General features: G+C 43.5%; 17 protein-coding genes and 1 pseudogene. 8 read left to right on the top strand and 10 right to left on the bottom strand.

The features are described from left to right. Positions 1-151: 151 nt before the first annotated feature. Genes C825_RS08390 through C825_RS08380 form a run of 3 tightly spaced genes read right to left on the bottom strand, consistent with a single transcriptional unit; the run spans position 152 to position 3,346 of the window. On the bottom strand, positions 152-1,198 hold the full coding sequence (locus C825_RS08390) for a tyrosine-type recombinase/integrase (protein WP_007655409.1): 1,047 nt from the start codon (positions 1,196-1,198) through the stop codon (positions 152-154). Then, complete coding sequence (locus tag C825_RS08385) at positions 1,182-2,138, bottom strand: tyrosine-type recombinase/integrase (protein WP_007655408.1); 957 nt, start codon at positions 2,136-2,138, stop codon at positions 1,182-1,184. Before C825_RS08385 ends, C825_RS08390 begins: the two co-directional genes overlap by 17 nt. Continuing rightward, positions 2,135-3,346, bottom strand: coding sequence for a tyrosine-type recombinase/integrase (locus tag C825_RS08380; RefSeq protein WP_007655407.1), 1,212 nt, complete (start codon positions 3,344-3,346; stop codon positions 2,135-2,137). Before C825_RS08380 ends, C825_RS08385 begins: the two co-directional genes overlap by 4 nt. A 147-nt stretch (positions 3,347-3,493) precedes the next feature. On the opposite strand from C825_RS08380, the pseudogene C825_RS27840 reads away from it, so the two are divergent. Continuing rightward, positions 3,494-5,587: pseudogene (locus C825_RS27840) on the top strand (helicase C-terminal domain-containing protein); the annotation flags it as partial. Positions 5,588-5,752: 165 nt separating this feature from the next. On the opposite strand, the gene C825_RS08365 reads toward C825_RS27840, so the two are convergent. The 3 genes from C825_RS08365 to C825_RS08355 form a co-directional block, all read right to left on the bottom strand. Beyond that, a complete protein-coding gene (locus tag C825_RS08365) occupies positions 5,753-6,082 on the bottom strand; it encodes a hypothetical protein (RefSeq protein ID WP_007655404.1) in 330 nt (109 codons plus the stop codon). 5 nt (positions 6,083-6,087) lie between these two features. Beyond that, complete coding sequence (locus C825_RS08360) at positions 6,088-6,384, bottom strand: helix-turn-helix domain-containing protein (RefSeq protein WP_007655403.1); 297 nt, start codon at positions 6,382-6,384, stop codon at positions 6,088-6,090. A 452-nt stretch (positions 6,385-6,836) separates the two neighbouring features. Beyond that, positions 6,837-7,394 (bottom strand): RNA polymerase sigma-70 factor, encoded by a 558-nt coding sequence (locus C825_RS08355; protein ID WP_007654502.1) that lies wholly within the window; start codon positions 7,392-7,394, stop codon positions 6,837-6,839. 129 nt (positions 7,395-7,523) lie between these two features. Here C825_RS08355 and C825_RS08350 point away from each other — a divergent pair, with 129 nt between their 5' ends. Together C825_RS08350 and C825_RS08345 are read left to right on the top strand one after the other, a co-directional pair. Further along, positions 7,524-9,251: a PD-(D/E)XK nuclease domain-containing ATP-binding protein gene (locus C825_RS08350; protein WP_010802151.1), complete on the top strand. Its 1,728-nt coding sequence runs from the start codon at positions 7,524-7,526 to the stop codon at positions 9,249-9,251. A 107-nt stretch (positions 9,252-9,358) separates the two neighbouring features. Continuing rightward, a complete protein-coding gene (locus C825_RS08345) occupies positions 9,359-10,534 on the top strand; it encodes a MalY/PatB family protein (protein ID WP_010802150.1) in 1,176 nt (391 codons plus the stop codon). A 60-nt stretch (positions 10,535-10,594) separates the two neighbouring features. On the opposite strand, the gene C825_RS08340 is transcribed toward C825_RS08345, so the two are convergent. Continuing rightward, positions 10,595-12,463, bottom strand: a complete 1,869-nt coding sequence (locus C825_RS08340) for an LTA synthase family protein (RefSeq protein ID WP_010802149.1) — start codon at positions 12,461-12,463, stop codon at positions 10,595-10,597. A 205-nt stretch (positions 12,464-12,668) separates the two neighbouring features. Here C825_RS08340 and C825_RS08335 point away from each other — a divergent pair, with 205 nt between their 5' ends. Together C825_RS08335 and aroC are read left to right on the top strand one after the other, a co-directional pair. Then, a complete protein-coding gene (locus C825_RS08335) occupies positions 12,669-13,250 on the top strand; it encodes an FKBP-type peptidyl-prolyl cis-trans isomerase (RefSeq protein WP_010802148.1) in 582 nt (193 codons plus the stop codon). A 111-nt stretch (positions 13,251-13,361) separates the two neighbouring features. Then, positions 13,362-14,432: a chorismate synthase gene (gene aroC, locus C825_RS08330; RefSeq protein ID WP_007654507.1), complete on the top strand. Its 1,071-nt coding sequence runs from the start codon at positions 13,362-13,364 to the stop codon at positions 14,430-14,432. Positions 14,433-14,458: 26 nt separating this feature from the next. On the opposite strand, the gene rlmH is transcribed toward aroC, so the two are convergent. Then, the gene (rlmH, locus tag C825_RS08325; RefSeq protein WP_010802147.1) at positions 14,459-14,932 is read right to left on the bottom strand and encodes a 23S rRNA (pseudouridine(1915)-N(3))-methyltransferase RlmH; all 474 of its coding nucleotides are present in this window, start codon (positions 14,930-14,932) and stop codon (positions 14,459-14,461) included. A gap of 88 nt (positions 14,933-15,020) precedes the next feature. Here rlmH and C825_RS08320 point away from each other — a divergent pair, with 88 nt between their 5' ends. Both C825_RS08320 and nadC read left to right on the top strand, forming a co-directional pair. Next, a complete protein-coding gene (locus tag C825_RS08320) occupies positions 15,021-15,392 on the top strand; it encodes a DUF4783 domain-containing protein (protein WP_007654516.1) in 372 nt (123 codons plus the stop codon). 3 nt (positions 15,393-15,395) lie between these two features. After that, complete coding sequence (nadC, locus tag C825_RS08315) at positions 15,396-16,235, top strand: carboxylating nicotinate-nucleotide diphosphorylase (RefSeq protein WP_010802146.1); 840 nt, start codon at positions 15,396-15,398, stop codon at positions 16,233-16,235. Positions 16,236-16,280: 45 nt separating this feature from the next. On the opposite strand, the gene C825_RS08310 is transcribed toward nadC, so the two are convergent. Together C825_RS08310 and C825_RS08305 are read right to left on the bottom strand one after the other, a co-directional pair. Next, positions 16,281-16,856: an acyltransferase gene (locus tag C825_RS08310; RefSeq protein WP_010802145.1), complete on the bottom strand. Its 576-nt coding sequence runs from the start codon at positions 16,854-16,856 to the stop codon at positions 16,281-16,283. 6 nt (positions 16,857-16,862) lie between these two features. Beyond that, positions 16,863-17,567, bottom strand: coding sequence for an SAM-dependent methyltransferase (locus C825_RS08305; RefSeq protein WP_007654520.1), 705 nt, complete (start codon positions 17,565-17,567; stop codon positions 16,863-16,865). A gap of 52 nt (positions 17,568-17,619) precedes the next feature. On the opposite strand from C825_RS08305, the gene C825_RS08300 reads away from it, so the two are divergent. Further along, positions 17,620-19,008 (top strand): methyltransferase RsmF C-terminal domain-like protein, encoded by a 1,389-nt coding sequence (locus C825_RS08300; RefSeq protein ID WP_010802144.1) that lies wholly within the window; start codon positions 17,620-17,622, stop codon positions 19,006-19,008. The last annotated feature ends 42 nt before the right edge of the window (positions 19,009-19,050 follow it).

Below are 19,050 nucleotides of genomic sequence, written 5' to 3'. Positions count from 1 at the left end.
GTCTGTGTTTTCGAAATTCTTCGCTATGTTCTGATAATAATATAAAAGTTGATTCTCTCGAGATTGCTGCCTTGAATATGATAATATTTTTTCGCTATAGATATAATTTTTCTTGTCGCATCATTTAATCGTATGATCCCATATTCTACTATCATTTATTGGAAGTTAAAAAATCAAGTGATTTCTTCCCGACTTTGACTTTCCACTTCTTTGTGATATGCTTTTGATTCTCGCTTTCTAGAGTTTCTAAAGCTTTTGATTCCTGTTCTGTTGTTATATCCAAATATATCATTGTAGTTTGAATGCTTTCATGTCCAAGCAAATATGAAATTTGAGCTATGTTCATTCCATTTTCAAGCCAATGTGAAGCCTTGGCATGTCTGAATTGATGGGCATGTAAATTCAATGGTACATCTTCACAAGTTTCATGAGCTATTGAGGCATATTTTTTCAGCATTTTGTTCACATTTTCGGCAGACATAGGAGCATATACCCCTTTGCTTTTTGAATAAAAGATTAGTGCATCCATATCATTATATTTCGGATGGTATTTCTTGAGGTATCTCTTTAAACATTGCACTGATTGAGACAAAAGAGGAAGTGGGCGTTTCTTTCTCCCTTTTCCTATGACAATCATGTGAGGTTTAGAGCAATCCATGACGATATTACTAATCTTCAATGTAAGGAGTTCATTAACACGTATAGCTGTAGAGTACAAAAGTAGCATCAATGTGAAATCACGAAAGCCTGTTGCCGTTCTTTGATTTGGGACAGACAATATGGCTTTAACAGCCTTTTTACTTAAGCCAATAACTTTTCTTTTAGGAGTTTTCTCATTAGGAATGTTCTCAGCTTGTAGAAATACAGCCATATAAGTCATATCTCTGTCCGCTACATATTTCAAGAAGGCACGTAAGGCTGACAACCTTATATTGCATGTTGCAGGGGTACAATTCCTATCGCTTTTCATCCAAATAATCCATTCCATGATATATTCCCTACAGAAGCACTCTGCATTCAATGTTTCCGGTAAAATGCCTTTCACTTTCTTAAGAAACTCAGCATAGAGTGTCACTGAAATTTTATAGTTTCTTTTCGTATGAGGGCTACAAGCTTTTATTGAGGGCACATAGTACTCAAGCCACTCATGTAAATAACTAGCAATCTGTATTGCTTGTAAGTTAATCTTCTTTTTCATCTGTTTCTAATATTAATGATTGTTCTATTTCGCTATCGGTATATGCTATTATATCAGAAATCGCAGGGGTCAAAGAATAGTAAGCCAATGTGCTTTCTATTTGTCTGTGTCCCATGCTCTTGCTTAGAGCTAATAACTTGTCGTGTACTGCAAATCCTTGGTGCGTCCAGCTGTTTATGTTCTCTATGGCGTAGTTATGCCTTAGTTCGTATGGAATTGCGTGGGATGAATTGCAGCTTTGCCACAGTGCCCTGAAGTGGTACGTTACCCATACAGGAGGGTGCGGTTTGTCATCCGGTGTCGGGAAAAACACCCTGCGGTTCGGAATCAGTCCATCTATTTTTCCGTCATAAGTACGCATCAAGGGCAACATTGTGTCATGGAGGACTACATAATGTTGGTCATATCCTTTGCCGCGCTTGATGGACACCACGCCGTTTTTAAGGTTTACGTCATCGCGTTCCAGCAGGACGACCTCGGTTGTCCTTATTCCTGAACTGTACAGTAAACGGAAGAACACCGGCAGTGTCATGCGCTGGATAGCCGCGAGTCTGCCACGCCTTGGCTTTATGTTGTCGCAAGCGTCAAAGAAGCGTTTCAATTCATCGTGTGTAAAAGGATGCGGCATATAAGTTCTCGGTACAGACCTTGGCACTTGCGGCAAGTCAATTTTCGTCATTCCACGCTTGTTCATGTACTTGATGAAATCCAAAACAGGATAGACACGTGACACGCAAGAGTTTGTGCATTCAGTTGGACGTTGCCTGCACCATCTGTCCACGATTTCTTGAGTAAGTTCGGTTTGTCCAGGATATTCCCTTACGCAAAAATGATCAAACTGTATTATGTTCTTGATATAGCTATAACTGTAACGCCCGGAAGCTTTGCGGTATTTTATATATCCTTCTATAGCGTTGGATAGGAATGAAATTGTCTTCATACGTCAAACACCCCCTTTCTTATGGGAAAGTGTTCTATGCTCAATGAACATTCCTTCAGTCTCTTGAATTCCGCACTAAGGTAACGGTCAAGAGAATCTGGGGACGCATGACCGAGGGTGGCACTTATGACAGGTTGCTGCACACCACCTTGTAACAGAGTTGTCGCCACATTGTGGCGGAACAGGTGCAGGCTCTTTCTCTCATTTTTACCTTGTCTTATTCCTGCTTTGCACATGACTTTTGAGCATATGGCATCGAGATTGCTTGTATGAAGCCTTCTGTATGGCACGTGTATTGTGAGAAAAACATATGGTTCCGAACTTCGGGGACGTTCTTTGAGCAGGTAATCAAATACAGCGTTTCCTACCACGGCACGGAGTGGCAATGTCAGTGGCTGTCCAGTCTTTACCTGAGTGATTTTTATCAGGTCGTGTTCCCAATCGAAACTGTTAAGCGTGAGTGCAGAGATATCACACCCACGCAATCCCGTATACATGGCCAAGGTTATGATGGCTTTGTCCTGTAGGGATATTGTGCCATCATGTTCTAAAGTATGCCTGATAGCAGTAAGCTCTTGCTCCGTAAGGTATTGAATGTTCTTCCGCATATTGGGTATGGCCGGCAGATATGCGATTATACGTTCAACGGATTTGCCATAGTGGGGCAAACAGGCTTTCAGTCCATATTCCACCGAATATTTGAGTGAATGGCCCATATTCGGTTTTCCGTCCTTGGAAAACACTTTCAATACCGCATTTTCTGTTATTGACTCTAATGAGTACACCCCCATTTCCTGTAGCCGGAAGAAGAACGAAGATAGTGCATACTTCACATTTATTGAAAATTTGCAACATCTTCCTACCATATTGAAAGCCATATCTGTTACATCCTTATATTCTGCACTGAGCAACTCGTAGTGGTGCGGTTTGCTGTAGTGTTTACGACCATCGGGTAATAATCCATTCTCGATATATTGGCAGATTATACGTAACAGGCGTACCTTGTTCCTATAAGTATACTTGTTGGACCACAATTCTTTTAGTGTCGGTTCAACGTCGGAGAGACTCTGCCATTTGTAATGGTTAGCATTTCCTGATAGCCACTCAGCCATTTTCTTCACATAGTCTATGTACATGGCTGAATAACCGGTGTCTTGTAAATAAGAAACAAGACCATTGACTTTTTCATTTAGATTAAATATGTCCATAATCGCATCTTGTTTGAAAGTTATTACAATTATAGACGTAATATAATCAGAACTGTTTACGTCACAAAATAAATGATTACTAAATAATTAAGTGATTTAATAAGAAACTCATAAAAGTTCTGATAATGGCTCAAATCCAAAATTCCGGATTTGAGTCACAATTTCAAGAACTTGATGTTCAACACCCGCCATGCGCGAGTTTCCGGTCTGGGCAATCCTGAAGGAAGCATGAAGGCCATGAACATGCTCTTTGCCATCCGTACCATACAGGAGCGCACGGGCAGGGATTTGGGGGCTACCTTCTTGTCCGGTACGACCATTTCCAACAGCCTGACCGAACTCTATCTCCTTTTCAAATATCTCCGTCCAAAGGAAATGGAGCGGCAGGGGATTACGTGTTTTGACGGTTGGGCGGCTGTCTATGCGAAGAAAAGCACGGACTTTGAATTTTCCGTAACCAACCAGATCGTGCAGAAGGAACGTTTCCGCTACTTTATCAAAGTGCCGGAACTCGCCAATTTCTATGCGGAGATAACCGATTACAAAACGGCTGAAGACGTAGGGGTTGACAGACCGGAACTCAACGAACAGCTCTATCACATACCGCCCACTCCCCAGCAGGAAATTTTCATTCAGAAACTGATAAAGTTCGCTGAAACCGGGGATGCGACCTACATAGACCGGGAGCCTCTGTCCGAAGCGGAAGAAAAGGCCCAGATGCTGATTGCCACCAATTACTCGAACAAGATGTCGCTTGACATGCGTCTGATAGACCAGCAGTACGGTGACAATCCGGGAAACAAAGCGTCCCATTGTGCGGCCAAGATTGCGGAATATTACTATAAATATCTCGACCAGAAAGGCACACAATTCATCTTTTCCGATCTCAGTACGTATAAACCCGACCAGTGGAACATTTACAGTGAGATAAGACGCAAGCTCGTGGAAGACCATAATATCCCGGAAAGGCAGATAAAGTTCATTCAGGAAGCAGGCAGTGACAATGCACGCAAGGAACTGTTCAGCAACATGAACGCCGGACGCATCCGTTTTCTTTTCGGCTCCACGCAAAAATTAGGAACGGGAGTCAATGCGCAGCAACGTGCCGTTGCAATCCACCATCTGGATATACCCTGAAGGCCGTCCGATCTGGAACAGCGTAACGGACGTGCGGTAAGAAAAGGCAATATCATTGCCAAGCAATATGCCGGCAATAAGGTGGACTGTTATATCTATGCGGTGGAGAAGTCTCTGGACAGTTACAAGTTCAACCTGCTGCATAACAAACAGGTATTCATTAACCAGCTTAAAAGCCGTAATCTGGCTGCCCGTACCATTGACAAGGGGGCGATTGATGAAAACGGCGGAGGCAATTTCAGCGAATACGTGGCCATTCTTTCAGGCAACAACGATTTGTTGGAAAAAGCAAAACTCGACAAGAAACTGGCAGTTCTGGAAAGCGAAAGGCAGGCATATCACCGTAACAAGGGAAATGCAAAAGGCAAGTTGAACGAAAAAACTTCCGAAATAGAAAAGAACAATGTCTTTATCAGGCGTTTTTCCGAAGATTGGGAATATCTGAACAAGGTAGCTCCCGCAGATGCGGAAACCGGACTCCGTCCCAATCCCTTGAAGCTGGACGGTGTGGACTCGGACAATATAGAGATACTCGGCAACCGGCTTGCCGCAATCAATCAGAAAGCCCGGACAGAGGATGATTATATGAAAATCGGAACCCTGTTTGACTTCCGTATCCTTGTCCGTACTGAAAAATCTTACGATGGGGATACACAGGTCTTGCATAACAAGTTCATGGTTGAAGGGTTGGACGGCATTAAATATACTTACAACAACGGTTATATAGCCAAAGAGCCGAAACTGGCCGTAATGAATTTTATCAATGCTCTGGAACGCATTCCCGCTATGATAGAAAAAAGGGAAAAGGAAAATGCGGAATTATCGAAAGATATTCCGGTCTTACAGGAAATAGTGGCAGCCACGTGGCCTAAAGACTCGGAAATCAAACAGTTGGGCGAAGAGCTTGCTTCACTGAACCGGAAGATACAGCTTACCCTCAAACCGGTGGGCCTGCACGAAGAAGGGAAGGATGAAAAAGCAGAAATGGAAAAACAGAGGATGGTCAGCGGCAGTGACGTGATCCCGGATTTACCACGGCAGGTAAAGCACGTGCCGTCTATGGTAATTGTAAGCCCGGCAAAGGAGTTGAAAAAAATATCCTAATGTTTCCCACGGCACATTGCTGTACCCCCGGAAGCTACGCAGGCTTCACTTCCGCAGGGGTACAGCAAAGAGCCGCTTTTCAGGAAAAGACAAAGGCACGGCGGACACCCGGATAAATCCGACCTTGTCCGCCGTGCCCTTGTCTATGGGGGAACCGGTTATACGTCATCTTTCTTCCTCAAAGGATAGCTCTTCCACTTGTTTGTTTATCAACTTACCGTCAATGGAATCTTTCAGGTTGATAATGTCCGCAATCGAATAATGCCTTGTACCGTCCTCTTCTTCCGCGAAACGCAGACGTCCGTTCAAACGCTGTTTCTCAATTTCGGCGGGGTCAAGCCCAATCAGTTCACACACCTCGTCCGGCAGCATGGACAATGCCACATCGTTTTCCTGACAGATATGTTGCAACACAGCCAGCATGTTCAGGGACTTCTTATAACTTCTCACAAGAGCAGTAAAAGAACTGCTTTCAATCTTAATCATCTTTTTCATAACGCTTATTTTTTAGAGTTTTCTGTTTTTTCCAATAATACGGCACGAAGGACATCCGAGCGGCGATAGTAGATTTTCCCCTTGTCTCTGTAAAAGGGAAGCGTACCATCGTTACGTCTTCTTAACAGTGTCCTGTCCGACATCTTTGTCAGCAGGCGTACACCTTTTGAATCCAGTATCTCACTATCCGGTATATTTTCAACGGCAGGAGAGAGTAACTTTTCAATATTATTCACTTTGGCAAGTATGGTGCTGAGCATGTGACTCACCCCGGCACCGGGAACGGTTTTTCTATTATTCATAATGACCTCGTTGTTATCGTTTATGGTGCAATATTACGGAGTTGTTTTGAGGCCATTGGTTACTCAACCGTTGAGCAACCGCCAAAAAAAGACAGAAAACGCCAAATTGGGACAAAAAAATAGCCGGAGATACTGCCCCAGCTATTCTATAAGTAACAGGCATCAATAAATTACGCCTTAAATACTTAATATGTTAATAATCAGGTTATACAAAAAATAAATAGCAGAATATTTTGTTATGTTCCAAACATTGCCTACATTTGTATAAGAGTTATTTGAAACTATGCAAAGCAGTGTAACCCGAAGCAGGACTTCCATATCCAAATCGTTACCTGCATCTTTTAAACTCTCTATATTTATCTAATCTTCAGAGAGTTATATCAAAATACTTGGTTTTATATGATGGAACACTTGTTTCATTAAGATGAAACACTTTTGGGGAACGGCAGTGCTCAGCCCAAACTGGTAAACAAAAAAAGATAAAGAACCTTACGAAGAATGGACAGGGCAGCAGTCAAATGGTTTTCGACTGTACGTTTACTGATTCCCAAACGGGTGGCAATCTCATCATTCGATAAACCCTGCTCACGACTCATCTTATAAATTAGCTTTCGTTGAGGAGACATTTGTTCGACAGTCCGGTTGATAAGGTTTTGCAATTCACGTGCAAACATCGCTTCCTCTTCCGATTGGGAGATGGAGGCTTCCAGTAAAAACTCATTGGTATACTTTTCTGAAACGGCAAGACGGTCGAAATAATCATAAACGGTAAAGCGCGCCATCTGAAAGAGATAGGAGGAAAAAGAACGGACGTCTCTCAGTTTTTCCCGGTCTTTCCATATGGAAAGAAACAAATCCTGGGATATATCACGACTGATTTCCTTGTCGTGCGTCAGGCCGACAAGGAAATATACCAACCTAGGTTGGTAGTCGAAAAAAAGCTGTTCAAAAGCTTTTATGTTTCCTCTTGCGATCTCCCTCAAGATATGTTGCTCCTCTGGTAATTCCATAACTAGTGCGAAGTAACAAAAAATATCAGAAATAAAATTATTTACTTTGATAAATTCATAGAAAACACGGGAACATAAACTACCTTTGTCTTATCTCGTAAGCATAAATAAAAAACAGGAGTAATTATTATGGAAGTTGCAAAAAGAATCCCTTACGGCATTTCCAATTTTGTGGAAGTGGTGGAGCAGAACCAGTATTATGTGGATAAGACGATGTATTTGCCTATGCTGGAAGAGCAACCCAGTAATTTGTTTTTCATCCGGCCCCGGCGTTTTGGCAAGAGCATCTTTCTGAGTATGCTCCGGGCCTATTATGATATTGCTCAAAAAGAGAAGTTTCAAAAACGTTTCGGCAATTTGTGGATAGGAGAGCATCCCACCCCTTTACAAGGAACATTTCAAGTACTTTATTTGGATTTCTCACGTGCCAGTGGCGGCAGTGGTTCACTATCAGAGAACTTTGACCGGTATTGCAGTATGGTGATGGATATGTTCGGCATGTCTTACGAGTCTTATTATTATCCGGGGTTTGCCAATGAAATGAAAGCATTGCCCGATTTTGTCAGCAAACTGAACTATTTGAATCTTCATGCACCCGAAACCGGGGCGCATCTCTATCTTATTATCGACGAATATGATAACTTCACCAATATAATACTCAATGAGCAAGGTAATGACGTTTACCATGCTCTCACACATGCCAGCGGGTTCTATCGCGAGATTTTCAAGAAATTTAAAGGAATGTTCGAACGTATCTTCATGACCGGCGTCAGTCCTGTTACATTGGATGATCTTACCAGCGGATTTAATATCGGCTGGAACATCAGCACCGAACATCAATTCAATATGATGCTAGGATTCAGTGAAGTAGACGTACGCTCTATGTTCCAGTATTATAAGGATGCAGGACAACTGTCGGATGATGCAGATATAGAGGCAATGATTACGGAGATGAAACCGTGGTATGACAATTATTGTTTTGCAAAAGAAAGCCTGAAAAGTGACCCGAAGATGTTCAATTGCGACATGGTACTCTACTATCTCCGCAATTACATAACCTTGAAAAAATCTCCCGAACAGATGATAGACCCCAATACCCGTACGGATTATAACAAAATGAAGAAACTCATCCAGCTGGACCGTCTGGACGGTGACCGCAAAGGGGTACTGCGTAAAATCACTGATGAAGGACAAATCGTTACTAATCTGGCAATCACTTTTCCTGCAACAGAGATTGCCAATCCGGAAATCTTCCCCAGTCTGCTTTTTTATTATGGTATGCTGACTATTACCGATACCCGCGGGGGGCGTGTGGTATTAAGTATCCCCAACAACAATGTGCGCAAGCAATATTACGAATTCCTGTTAGAGGAATACCAAAATAAACGATATATCAATTTGAACCAGTTGACAGATTTGTTCGATGATATGGCCTACGACGGCCATTGGCGCGAATCTCTGGAATTTATAGCCCATGCCTACAAAGAAAACTCGTCGGTTCGCAGTGCTATTGAAGGCGAACGCAATATCCAGGGATTTTTCACGGCTTATCTCAGTGTAAATGCCTACTATCTGACAGCCCCGGAGATGGAGTTGAACCATGGTTATTGCGACCTGTTCCTGATGCCCGATTTGTTGCGCTATGAAGTGAAACACAGTTATATACTTGAATTGAAATATCTTTCAGCAAAAGATTCCGGGGAAAAAGCTAAAGTTCAGTGGGAAGAAGCTGTTGAACAGATAAAACAATATGCCGCTGCACCAAAGGTACGTCAGTTGATACAGGACACAAAATTACATTGTATCATAATGCAGTTCCGTGGTTGTGAGTTGGAACGCATGGAGGAAGTCTTATAATCCGATCGTGTTCTTTTGTCATTCTGCTTCACCTATCAATTTTTCTGTTTATCTTTGACCCCGATCAATAGACTAAAACAAAGATAACTGACTGAACTAAGATAAAAATGAAGCAATACAACTTTGACGAAGTAATTGAACGCCGCGGTACCAATTGCGTGAAATATGATGCAATAAAAGAGCGGTACGGCAACGAGAACCTTATTCCTCTCTGGGTTGCCGATATGGATTTCCGGACTCCGGACTTTATTGTCAATGCAATAAAGAAACGCTGCGAACACGAAATATTCGGTTATACTTTCGGATCAGACTCGTATTATAATAGTATTATAGAATGGGTACATTATAAACAGAACTGGAAGATCAAACGGGAATGGCTCAGCTATATTCCGGGAATTGTCAAAGGCATCGGCTTTGTCATCCAATGCTTCACCAAACCGGGCGACAAAGTAATCATCCAGCCACCTGTATACCATCCGTTCCGGATTGTTCCGGAAAGCATGAAACGGGAAGTGGTCAACAACCCGCTCAAACTGGTGAACGGCGCCTATGAGATGGATTTCGAACAGCTGGAATCCGTAATAGACGAGCAGTGCAAAGTGTTGATCCTTTGCAATCCCCACAACCCGGGCGGCATCGTATGGAAAAAAGATACACTGGTCAAGCTGGCGGATATCTGTGCAAAACACAATATACTGGTTATTTCAGACGAGATACATGCGGAAATGGCTTATCCGCAGTTTACTCATCATCCGTTTGCCACCGTATCAGAAGCTGCCGCCAATTGCAGTATTACTTTCATGGCTCCGAGCAAGACATTCAATATCGCAGGCATCGTAACCTCCTACTCCATTGTTCCCAATGAAAAGATACGGAAAGAATTTTATGAATTCCTGGAAGCCGGCGAGTTGGGCGACGGGACGATCTTTGCTTATACGGCAACCGAAGCGGCCTATACATATGGTGCCGAATGGTTACAGCAAATGCGGATGTATGTAATGGAAAATGTCCGTTTCGTAGATGAATTCTTCAAGACGAAGCTTCCGAAGATCAAAGTCTATCCGCCACAGGCATCCTTCCTGGTCTGGCTGGATTGCCGCGACCTCAAACTAAGCCAGGAAGAACTGGTTCATTTATTCCAGGATAAAGCCGGTCTGCTGTTGAACGACGGAAGCATGTTCGGACCCGGCGGAGAAGGATATATGCGCCTCAACGTAGGTTGTCCGCGCTCTGTATTGGATACCGCCCTGAATGCTTTGAAGAAAGCGATCGACAAGAAATAAGTATTCAAAAATATGTCGAAAGCCGGTTCTTTCCTGCAACCGCTTTCGACATATTTTTTATCATTTTACCCCTGCCACTTTCACCGGTTCTTCTTTTATATTCAGTTTATGTCCCAGATAATCATAGCGGATAATCATGTCTGATATTTCCCAGGCTTCTTTGGCCTGACGGATATTCTCATCGGGAACACCGGCCGTATCTCCGATAAGATTAAACTGGGGGTCGACATCAAAATCTGGTTTCTGCGGATTAAAGATACTTTCTCCCAATCCTTTCCACCAGTAATCATTCAACCCAAGCAGGTCCAGCAAAGTCGGATAAACATCCACCTGTCCCATGACTTTGCCATAATACATATTAAATGGCGCATTCAGAATGATTAGCGGAACAAACGATTTATCAGCTACAATATCCTTTCCTACCGGATCGTTGCACAGTTCTTTCCTGACTGTTCCCAATGCTTCATGGTCTCCCATGATCACGACTAAAGTATTATCGAAACGCTTGTCCGCTTTGATCTTTGCTATAAATTCACCTATTGCCCGATCTGTATAATTGGCCATGGTCATATAGTTATTCAAGACCTCCGGGACTTCGGGCGAAAAAGAAACTCTTTTCAATGAATCCGGCAAAATAAAAGGATTATGCCCGGAATAGGTAATACATTGCACCAACGTATTTCCGGATTCATCCCAAACTTCATTCTTCTGTATTTTATCCAGACACTGGCGCAAAAAGGCACGGTCACCCACCTGGTTACGCGAACCGACCGGTTCTTCCTGTATAAAGCAGTTTTTCGAAACCAGACTGTCATATCCCAGAACCGGAGCTATTATACATTGATTCCAGACCATCGGTTTGTCGATAGTCAAGCTATATGCTTTGGCATTCTTATGTTTTTCTTTAAACGCCTTTACGATAGAAGGATAATATGATTCCGGGAATTTGATGCTGTAAGGTCCGGAGTTGATAGGCAAAAGCCCGGAACTCATCAGCAACTGGGCATCGATCGAACGTCCTCCTTTCACCTGCGATAAAACATGAGGGGCATAGATCACCGACGTATCCTTTAATATTCTATTCAGGTTCGGAGTAATCTCCTGGCCTTCCACCGTCTTATCCAACACCCAGCTTTCCAATGATTCGGCCAGGATTATAATACAATTATCCTTTGGATTAAATGGTGATAAAACGGATTTGCAATCCGTTTTCCTAGCTAGCCAGGAATCGATACGGGCCTTTATCTCCGGTGTATAGACTATCTGGTCGCAGGTATAATCATAATAAAGAGAACCGAAAATCGTATACATCGGGATATTACAAGTATGCAAATAGGCATCCTGCAATCTCTCATAAGCAACTTTAAAACCATTCTGGCTCCAAAGACGAACAGCAGGAATCAAAGCCACTAAAACAATCAGAACCAGATAACGTGCAAAAGCAAAACCGCCTTTACACCGTACCGCCTGTTCCGTTTCATGTTTCCGATGAAAATTATACCACCACAAAACACCCGCAGCCATTGTAGACAAAGGGAAAAACAGATCGACCATCCGCCAGGAATCAAATACACTGCTGGTAAAATCAGACAAATTATCTATCAGCAAATAGCTATCCAACGGTATGGCAGTAAAGTAAGTCCTGAAATACATCAGGTTCGAAATAAGCAAACCGTCTAGCAGAAAGAAAATCACCAGGGTAGTCTTGACAGCACGAAAGCAAACCAGGGGTAATAACAAAAATAAGGAGACTAATATAGTATCCAGATAAGTTTCAATCTTTGAAAATGGAGTAAATGTAGATAACATGCACCAAAGCAGATTGAACCACATAAACTTCAGAAACAAGACAGCAAAAAATAAACCGATCAACTTCCTGCTTTCCGTTCCGCCCGGAAAGAAAAAGTCTTTTAACTTAGAAAACCGCATCCGCAAACACTACTTTATTAACCTACCGACAAACACTGTAACCATAGAATAAGTACAGGATCTCTCATTTTTATTTCAGCCGACAAAGATAACTATATTCTAGCTTAAAACATTACATATCTTTATTTTTAAAAGAATAACCTGATTAAGTCGGAAATTATACGTAAATTTGTCCTCGTTTTATTTATTACAAATACAATTAAAAATGAAAATTACAGCAAATAAGTTCGTTGCGGTTACATATGACCTGAACGTAGGAGAAGGTGAAGAGCGTGAGTTGATGGAAAAAGCAGTAGCTGAGGCTCCGTTGAAATTCATCTTTGGAACAGGCGCAATGCTCCCGGCTTTCGAAGATGCTTTGAAAGGTCTGGAAGTAGGCGACAAGTTCGACTTCTCTATCGCTCCGGCTGACGCATACGGAGAATATGTGGAAGATCACGTGCTTGATCTGCCAAAAAACATTTTCGAAGTTGAAGGTAAGTTCGACTCTGAAATCATCAAAGAAGGTAACACTGTTCCTATGATGGATTCAAACGGTAACCGTCTGAACGGTTCTGTTCTGGAAGTGAAAGATGACGTTGTCGTTATGGACTTCAACCATCCGTTGGCAGGTGAAACACTTCACTTCAGCGGTGAAGTTATCGACGTTCACGAACCGACAGCAGAAGAAATTGCAGCTTTATCAGCACCGACAGGCGGATGTGGTTGCGGATGCGACGACTGTGGAAGCGATTGCGGTGACCACGATCACAAAGACGGTGGTTGCGGATGCGGTAGCTGTCACTAATAAATAAATGAATAATGCAGAATGGGGAATGAAGAATGAAACAGATTCTGCATTCCTCATTTTTCATTTTAAGCGATATAATTCTTAATTCTCCACTTGCATTTACTACATATGAATACATTCGGAAATATATATAGATTAACTTCATTCGGAGAGTCACACGGTCCGGGTATCGGAGGTGTTATCGACGGATGCCCGGCTGGTATCGAACTGGATACAGATTTCATCCAAAAAGAATTAAACCGCCGTAAACCGGGACAATCCAAAATTACGACTCCCCGCAAGGAAGACGACGAAGTACAATTCCTTTCCGGGATTTACGAGGGAAAAACGACCGGCACGCCGATCGGTTTCATTATCTGGAACAAGAATCAGCATTCGTCCGATTACGACAATATGAAGACAGTCTACCGTCCTTCGCATGCCGATTATACTTATCAAACAAAATATGGTATCCGTGATCCCCGTGGCGGTGGCCGTTCATCTGCTCGTGAAACAATCGCACGATGTGTAGCCGGAGCAATAGCCAAACTGGCCTTACGCCAGAAAGGTATCCATATCCAGGCTTATACTTCACAGGTAGGTCCCATCAAGCTGGAAGGTTCATATAAAGACTACGACTTGAATCTGACCGAAGAAAGCGCAGTAAGATGTCCCGACCCGGAAAAGGCGGCAGAGATGGAACAGTTAATTGCCGAAGTGAAATCCAAAGGAGACACGATCGGCGGAGTTATTACTTGCGTAGTCAAAGGGACTCCCATCGGTTTGGGTGAACCTGTTTTCGGCAAACTACATGCAGCTTTAGGCCATGCCATGTTGACAATCAATGCCGTCAAAGGATTTGAATATGGTGACGGATTCGAAGCGGCCCTCTATCGTGGTTCCCAGCGTAACGACCGTTTCTTCAATGACAACGGACATATCAATACTCATACGAACAACTCGGGAGGTATCCAGGGAGGTATCTCCAACGGACAAGATATTTATTTCCGTGTCGCTTTTAAATCAGTGGCTACGATCCTGATGGAACAGGAAACCGTCAGCATGGATGGAGAAGACACAATCCTGAAAGCCCGCGGACGCCATGACCCCTGTGTGCTTCCACGTGCCGTTCCCATTGTCGAATCGATGGCAGCAATGACTTTGCTTGATTATTTGTTGATACAGAAGACTAGAGAATAATAATGTGCCAATATTGGCACATTATTCTATTCATGATGATAAGGTTCATTATTCAGGATAGTCATCGCGCGGTAAATCTGTTCAATAAAAATCAGACGGATCATCTGATGCGAAAAAGTCATCTTGCTCAATGAAATCTTTTCCGAAGCGGCTTTATACACCGCTTCACTGAATCCATACGGACCGCCAACCACAAAGACCAGCCGTTTCGGTATCGTATGCATCTTCTTTTCTATATAAGCAGAAAATTGCATGGAAGTAAATTCTTTCCCTTTATCATCCAATAAAACCAGATAATCACCGGATTGCAATGTCTTTAAAATCAATTCCCCTTCCTTCTCTTTCTGCTGGACTTCCGATAAGTTTTTTACGTTCTTAATATCGGGGATAACCTCCATTTCAAAAGGGATATAATGAACCAGACGGTTCTTATATTCATTAATAGCCTCCACAAAATAACCGGCATCCGTCTTGCCTATTACAACCAGTGCAATCTTCATTCGTTGACATTTTAATATTGAAGGCGCTAATTTACAGGAAAAATACATACCTTTGCATCAGAATACTCATAAAAAGAGGAGATAGCTTATGAAACGATTATTACTTACATTGGCATTGGTATTCTCAATTTTGAGCGTAATGGCAGCCGATATTACTCCGATATCAAACGCCTTCAAAGGAGGAGATGCCTCTACACTGACAGGAGCAATGGACCAGGAAGTAGATATGGCCCTACCCGGCTCATCTAAAAAGTGCAGCGGAAGCGAAGCCGTTAAGATGCTGTCTACTTTTTTTGGCAGTAACAAACCTTCGGGATTCTCCGTAGTACATCATGCAGACAAAAAAGACGCTGGATTTTTTGTCGGTAAACTCCCGACCGCTTCAGGCGAATATCGTGTAAACATTACTTACCGTGCCGACGGCAACAAAGCGATTATACAATCAATCAGAATAGAATAACACATGGATCAGTTAATTGACGATTTAATTAAATTATCGTTTGCCGAAGACATCGGTGACGGCGATCATACAACGTTATGCTGCATTCCCGAAACAGCTATGGGAAAGAGCCAGCTTATTATCAAAGAGGATGGCGTACTGGCCGGTGTGGAAATGGCTAAACGCATCTTCCATGACTTCGACCCGGAACTAAAAATGACAATCTTCATCAATGATGGCGCAGAAGTAAAGAAAGGTGATATCGCTTTTACCGTTGAAGGAAAAGTGCAGTCGCTGCTACAGACAGAACGCCTGATGTTGAACGTTATGCAACGTATGAGCGGTATTGCAACAACAACCCGCAAATATGTAAAAGCACTGGAAGGAACTAAAACCCGCGTACTGGATACCCGTAAGACGACTCCGGGCATGCGTATGATGGAAAAGGATGCTGTAAAGATCGGCGGCGGTGTCAACCATCGTATCGGACTGTTCGACATGATCCTGCTGAAAGATAATCATGTAGACTTTGCCGGTGGCATCGAACAGGCTATTACCCGTGCGCAGAACTACCTGAAAGAAAAAGGCAAAAACCTGAAGATCGAAATCGAAGTACGCAACTTCGACGAATTACAACAGGCGATGAATGTTGGCGGTATCGACCGCATCATGCTGGATAATTTCAATATCGAAGATACAAAGAAAGCAGTCGAAATGATTGGAGGACGCTTCGAAACCGAATCATCCGGCGGTATCACATTCGACACACTGCGCGATTATGCAGAATGCGGCGTAGACTTTATCTCTGTCGGAGCACTGACCCACTCGGTCAAAAGTCTCGATATGAGTTTGAAGGCTTGCTAAGAAATATTCAGAAGGCGGATGGTTGATTATCCGCCTTTCTCTTTTTTATCCGATACGGACCACCTCATTATCCCTCAGCTGATACCCTTCTCCACTCTCCGGGCAAATAGCAAAACCTTTTTCATCAAACTCCAGCCTGTGTCCATACTCACTGACCCAGCCGATCTGCCGGGAAGGATTACCAACGACTAAAGCATAAGCAGGAATCTCTTTAGTTACAACCGCTCCCGCACCTATCAAGGCATAGGCTCCGATATTATGCCCGCAAATAATCGTTGCATTGGCACCAATAGTAGCCCCTTTTCCTATATGAGTTTTCTTATACTGGTCTTTGCGGCAAACGGCACTGCGCGGATTTATCACATTCGTGAACACACAACTCGGTCCCAGAAAAACATCATCTTCACAAGTCACTCCGGTATAAACGGAAACATTATTCTGGACTTTGACGTTATTCCCCAAAACCACGCCCGGCGAAATAACGACATTCTGCCCGATATTACATTCTTCACCAATGATACAGCCGGCCATTATATGAGAAAAATGCCAAATAAAAGTATCATCGCCGATCGTACAGCCAGGATCGATCACTGCTGTTTCATGTGCCTGATAAGCTGCCATAAAAAGTTATTTATAGATTAAAAAGATAGTCGGTTTCTTACTCAGATCAGGAACTTTTCCTGCCCAGTCTTTCACAGGACGGGTATGGATATATTCATCTTCACAAGTAATATCCGAAGCGATACATAATTTGGTTGACGGGCGACAAGTACGGATCAACTCCTCAGCCAGTTTATTGTTACGGTAAGGTGTTTCGATAAAAAGCTGTGTCTGGTTTTCTGAATAGATACGGCCTTCCAGCTTTTTGATTGTATTTGTCCGTTCCGAAGCATCGATGGGCAGATAGCCATGAAAGGCAAAACTCTGTCCGTTGAAACCGGAAGCCATTACCGACATTAATATAGAAGACGGCCCAACCAGGGGAACCACCGGATAATTCTTCCGCTGCGCAATAGCAACGACATCCGCTCCCGGATCGGCAACAGCCGGACAACCGGCCTCAGATATCACACCGACATGCTCCCCTTTCGTCAACGGAACCAGATAACCGGCCACATCTTCCGGCGAAGTGTGCTTGTTCAGTTCATAAAAAGTCAGATCATCTATCACGATAGACGGTTCCGTCTTTTTCAGGAAACGGCGTGCAGTACGTATATTTTCAACGATGAAATGTTTGATCTGTAGAATGATTTCACGATTATATTCCGGGAGAACACGCCGATGATCGGTGTCTCCCAATGTAACCGGTATAAGGAAAAGCGATGCTTGCATACTGTTAGTTTTCCGCAAAGTTAGTACTTTTGTGCCAAACAAACAGAATAAGATGGCACTTCCTATCGAATTTATCACACGTACCCGTGCCTTGCTGGGCGAAGAATATGACAAACTGGAAGCCGCATTGCAAGCGGACGTTCCCGTCAGTATCCGTATCAACCGGAATAAAGGGACGAAGGCTCCCTCAACACCTCAGGTCGGCTGGAGCGAAACAGGTTATTATCTGCCCGAACGCCTGTCGTTCACCTTCGACCCGCTGTTTCATGCCGGAGCCTATTATGTGCAGGAAGCCTCCTCCATGTTTCTGGAGCAAGCCATCCGGAACTTTGTCAGCGAACCGGTGAAATGCCTGGACCTTTGTGCCGCACCGGGTGGTAAGTCCACCCATCTGTTGAACCTTTTACCCGAAGGCAGTCTGTTGGTCAGCAACGAAGTGATCCGTACCCGCAGTAATATCCTGGCTGAAAATATCACCAAATGGGGAAATCCGAACAATATCGTCACGAACAACGATCCCGAAGATATCGGGCGCCTTACTCATCTGTTTGATGTTATTGTTACCGATGTCCCCTGTTCCGGCGAAGGAATGTTCCGCAAGGACACCGACAGTACCGGCGAATGGAGCGTGGCAAACGTCAACCTTTGTGCCGCCCGTCAACGCCGTATCATCCACGACATATGGAACGCACTGAAACCGGGCGGACTGCTCATTTACAGCACCTGTACTTACAATACGGAAGAGGATGAAGATAATATACATTATATAATAGAAGAACTGGGAGCCGAAGCCCTGTCCATTCCCATTAGGGATGAATGGCAGATCACCGGACCGCTACGCCATGCACACCCGGTCTACCGTTTCTTCCCCCATAAAACAAAAGGGGAAGGATTCTTCCTGGCCGCCCTGCGTAAAGCGTCCGGCGAAGTCGATGAAATAATCCGTCCTAAAAGTAAAAACAAGAAGGATAAAGGAAAAGCCGCTCCCGTCATCCCTCCTGTTGTAAACAAATGGATACAGGAGCCGGACAGCTTCCGGATGGAAATATTCAATGATACGATACAAGCCATACCGTCCATCCATTATGACACTTGGCAATTGCTATCCACCCAGTTACGAATCGTATCTGCCGGAATCCGCATCGGAGAGATAAAAGGCAAAGATATTTTACCGGCCCATTCACTGGCTTTAAGCACGGCACTGAACAAAGAGGCTTTTACCTGTGCCGAAGTAAGCTGGGACGATGCCATCAAATACCTGAAAAAAGAAGTATTGCTTCTCCCCGCCGAAATAGAAAAAGGGTACGTATTGGTTTATTATCAAGGATTTCCTTTAGGTTTTGTCAAACATCTCGGGAACCGTGCCAACAACCTTTATCCGCAAGAATGGCGTATCCGCACCGGATATATGCCCGAGCAGATACAGTTATTAACAGACTAACCTGAAAGGTTAATGCCAATAGCCCGACACTCCACCTTCTTT

Source organism: Parabacteroides sp. ASF519, from assembly GCF_000364265.2.
GTDB classification, from domain to species: Bacteria; Bacteroidota; Bacteroidia; order Bacteroidales; family Tannerellaceae; genus Parabacteroides; species Parabacteroides goldsteinii.
The sequence above is the reverse complement of the archived record's forward strand: the minus strand, read 5'-3'. Positions and strand labels throughout refer to the sequence as shown.

Coding starts and splice junctions, on each gene's coding strand:
- C825_RS08390 (WP_007655409.1), bottom strand. CDS start 1,198: ATGAAAAAGAAGATTAACTTACAAGCAATACAGATTGCTAGTTATTTA.
- C825_RS08385 (WP_007655408.1), bottom strand. CDS start 2,138: ATGAAGACAATTTCATTCCTATCCAACGCTATAGAAGGATATATAAAA.
- C825_RS08380 (WP_007655407.1), bottom strand. CDS start 3,346: ATGGACATATTTAATCTAAATGAAAAAGTCAATGGTCTTGTTTCTTAT.
- C825_RS08365 (WP_007655404.1), bottom strand. CDS start 6,082: ATGAAAAAGATGATTAAGATTGAAAGCAGTTCTTTTACTGCTCTTGTG.
- C825_RS08360 (WP_007655403.1), bottom strand. CDS start 6,384: ATGAATAATAGAAAAACCGTTCCCGGTGCCGGGGTGAGTCACATGCTC.
- C825_RS08355 (WP_007654502.1), bottom strand. CDS start 7,394: ATGGAATTACCAGAGGAGCAACATATCTTGAGGGAGATCGCAAGAGGA.
- C825_RS08350 (WP_010802151.1), top strand. CDS start 7,524: ATGGAAGTTGCAAAAAGAATCCCTTACGGCATTTCCAATTTTGTGGAA.
- C825_RS08345 (WP_010802150.1), top strand. CDS start 9,359: ATGAAGCAATACAACTTTGACGAAGTAATTGAACGCCGCGGTACCAAT.
- C825_RS08340 (WP_010802149.1), bottom strand. CDS start 12,463: ATGCGGTTTTCTAAGTTAAAAGACTTTTTCTTTCCGGGCGGAACGGAA.
- C825_RS08335 (WP_010802148.1), top strand. CDS start 12,669: ATGAAAATTACAGCAAATAAGTTCGTTGCGGTTACATATGACCTGAAC.
- aroC (WP_007654507.1), top strand. CDS start 13,362: ATGAATACATTCGGAAATATATATAGATTAACTTCATTCGGAGAGTCA.
- rlmH (WP_010802147.1), bottom strand. CDS start 14,932: ATGAAGATTGCACTGGTTGTAATAGGCAAGACGGATGCCGGTTATTTT.
- C825_RS08320 (WP_007654516.1), top strand. CDS start 15,021: ATGAAACGATTATTACTTACATTGGCATTGGTATTCTCAATTTTGAGC.
- nadC (WP_010802146.1), top strand. CDS start 15,396: ATGGATCAGTTAATTGACGATTTAATTAAATTATCGTTTGCCGAAGAC.
- C825_RS08310 (WP_010802145.1), bottom strand. CDS start 16,856: ATGGCAGCTTATCAGGCACATGAAACAGCAGTGATCGATCCTGGCTGT.
- C825_RS08305 (WP_007654520.1), bottom strand. CDS start 17,567: ATGCAAGCATCGCTTTTCCTTATACCGGTTACATTGGGAGACACCGAT.
- C825_RS08300 (WP_010802144.1), top strand. CDS start 17,620: ATGGCACTTCCTATCGAATTTATCACACGTACCCGTGCCTTGCTGGGC.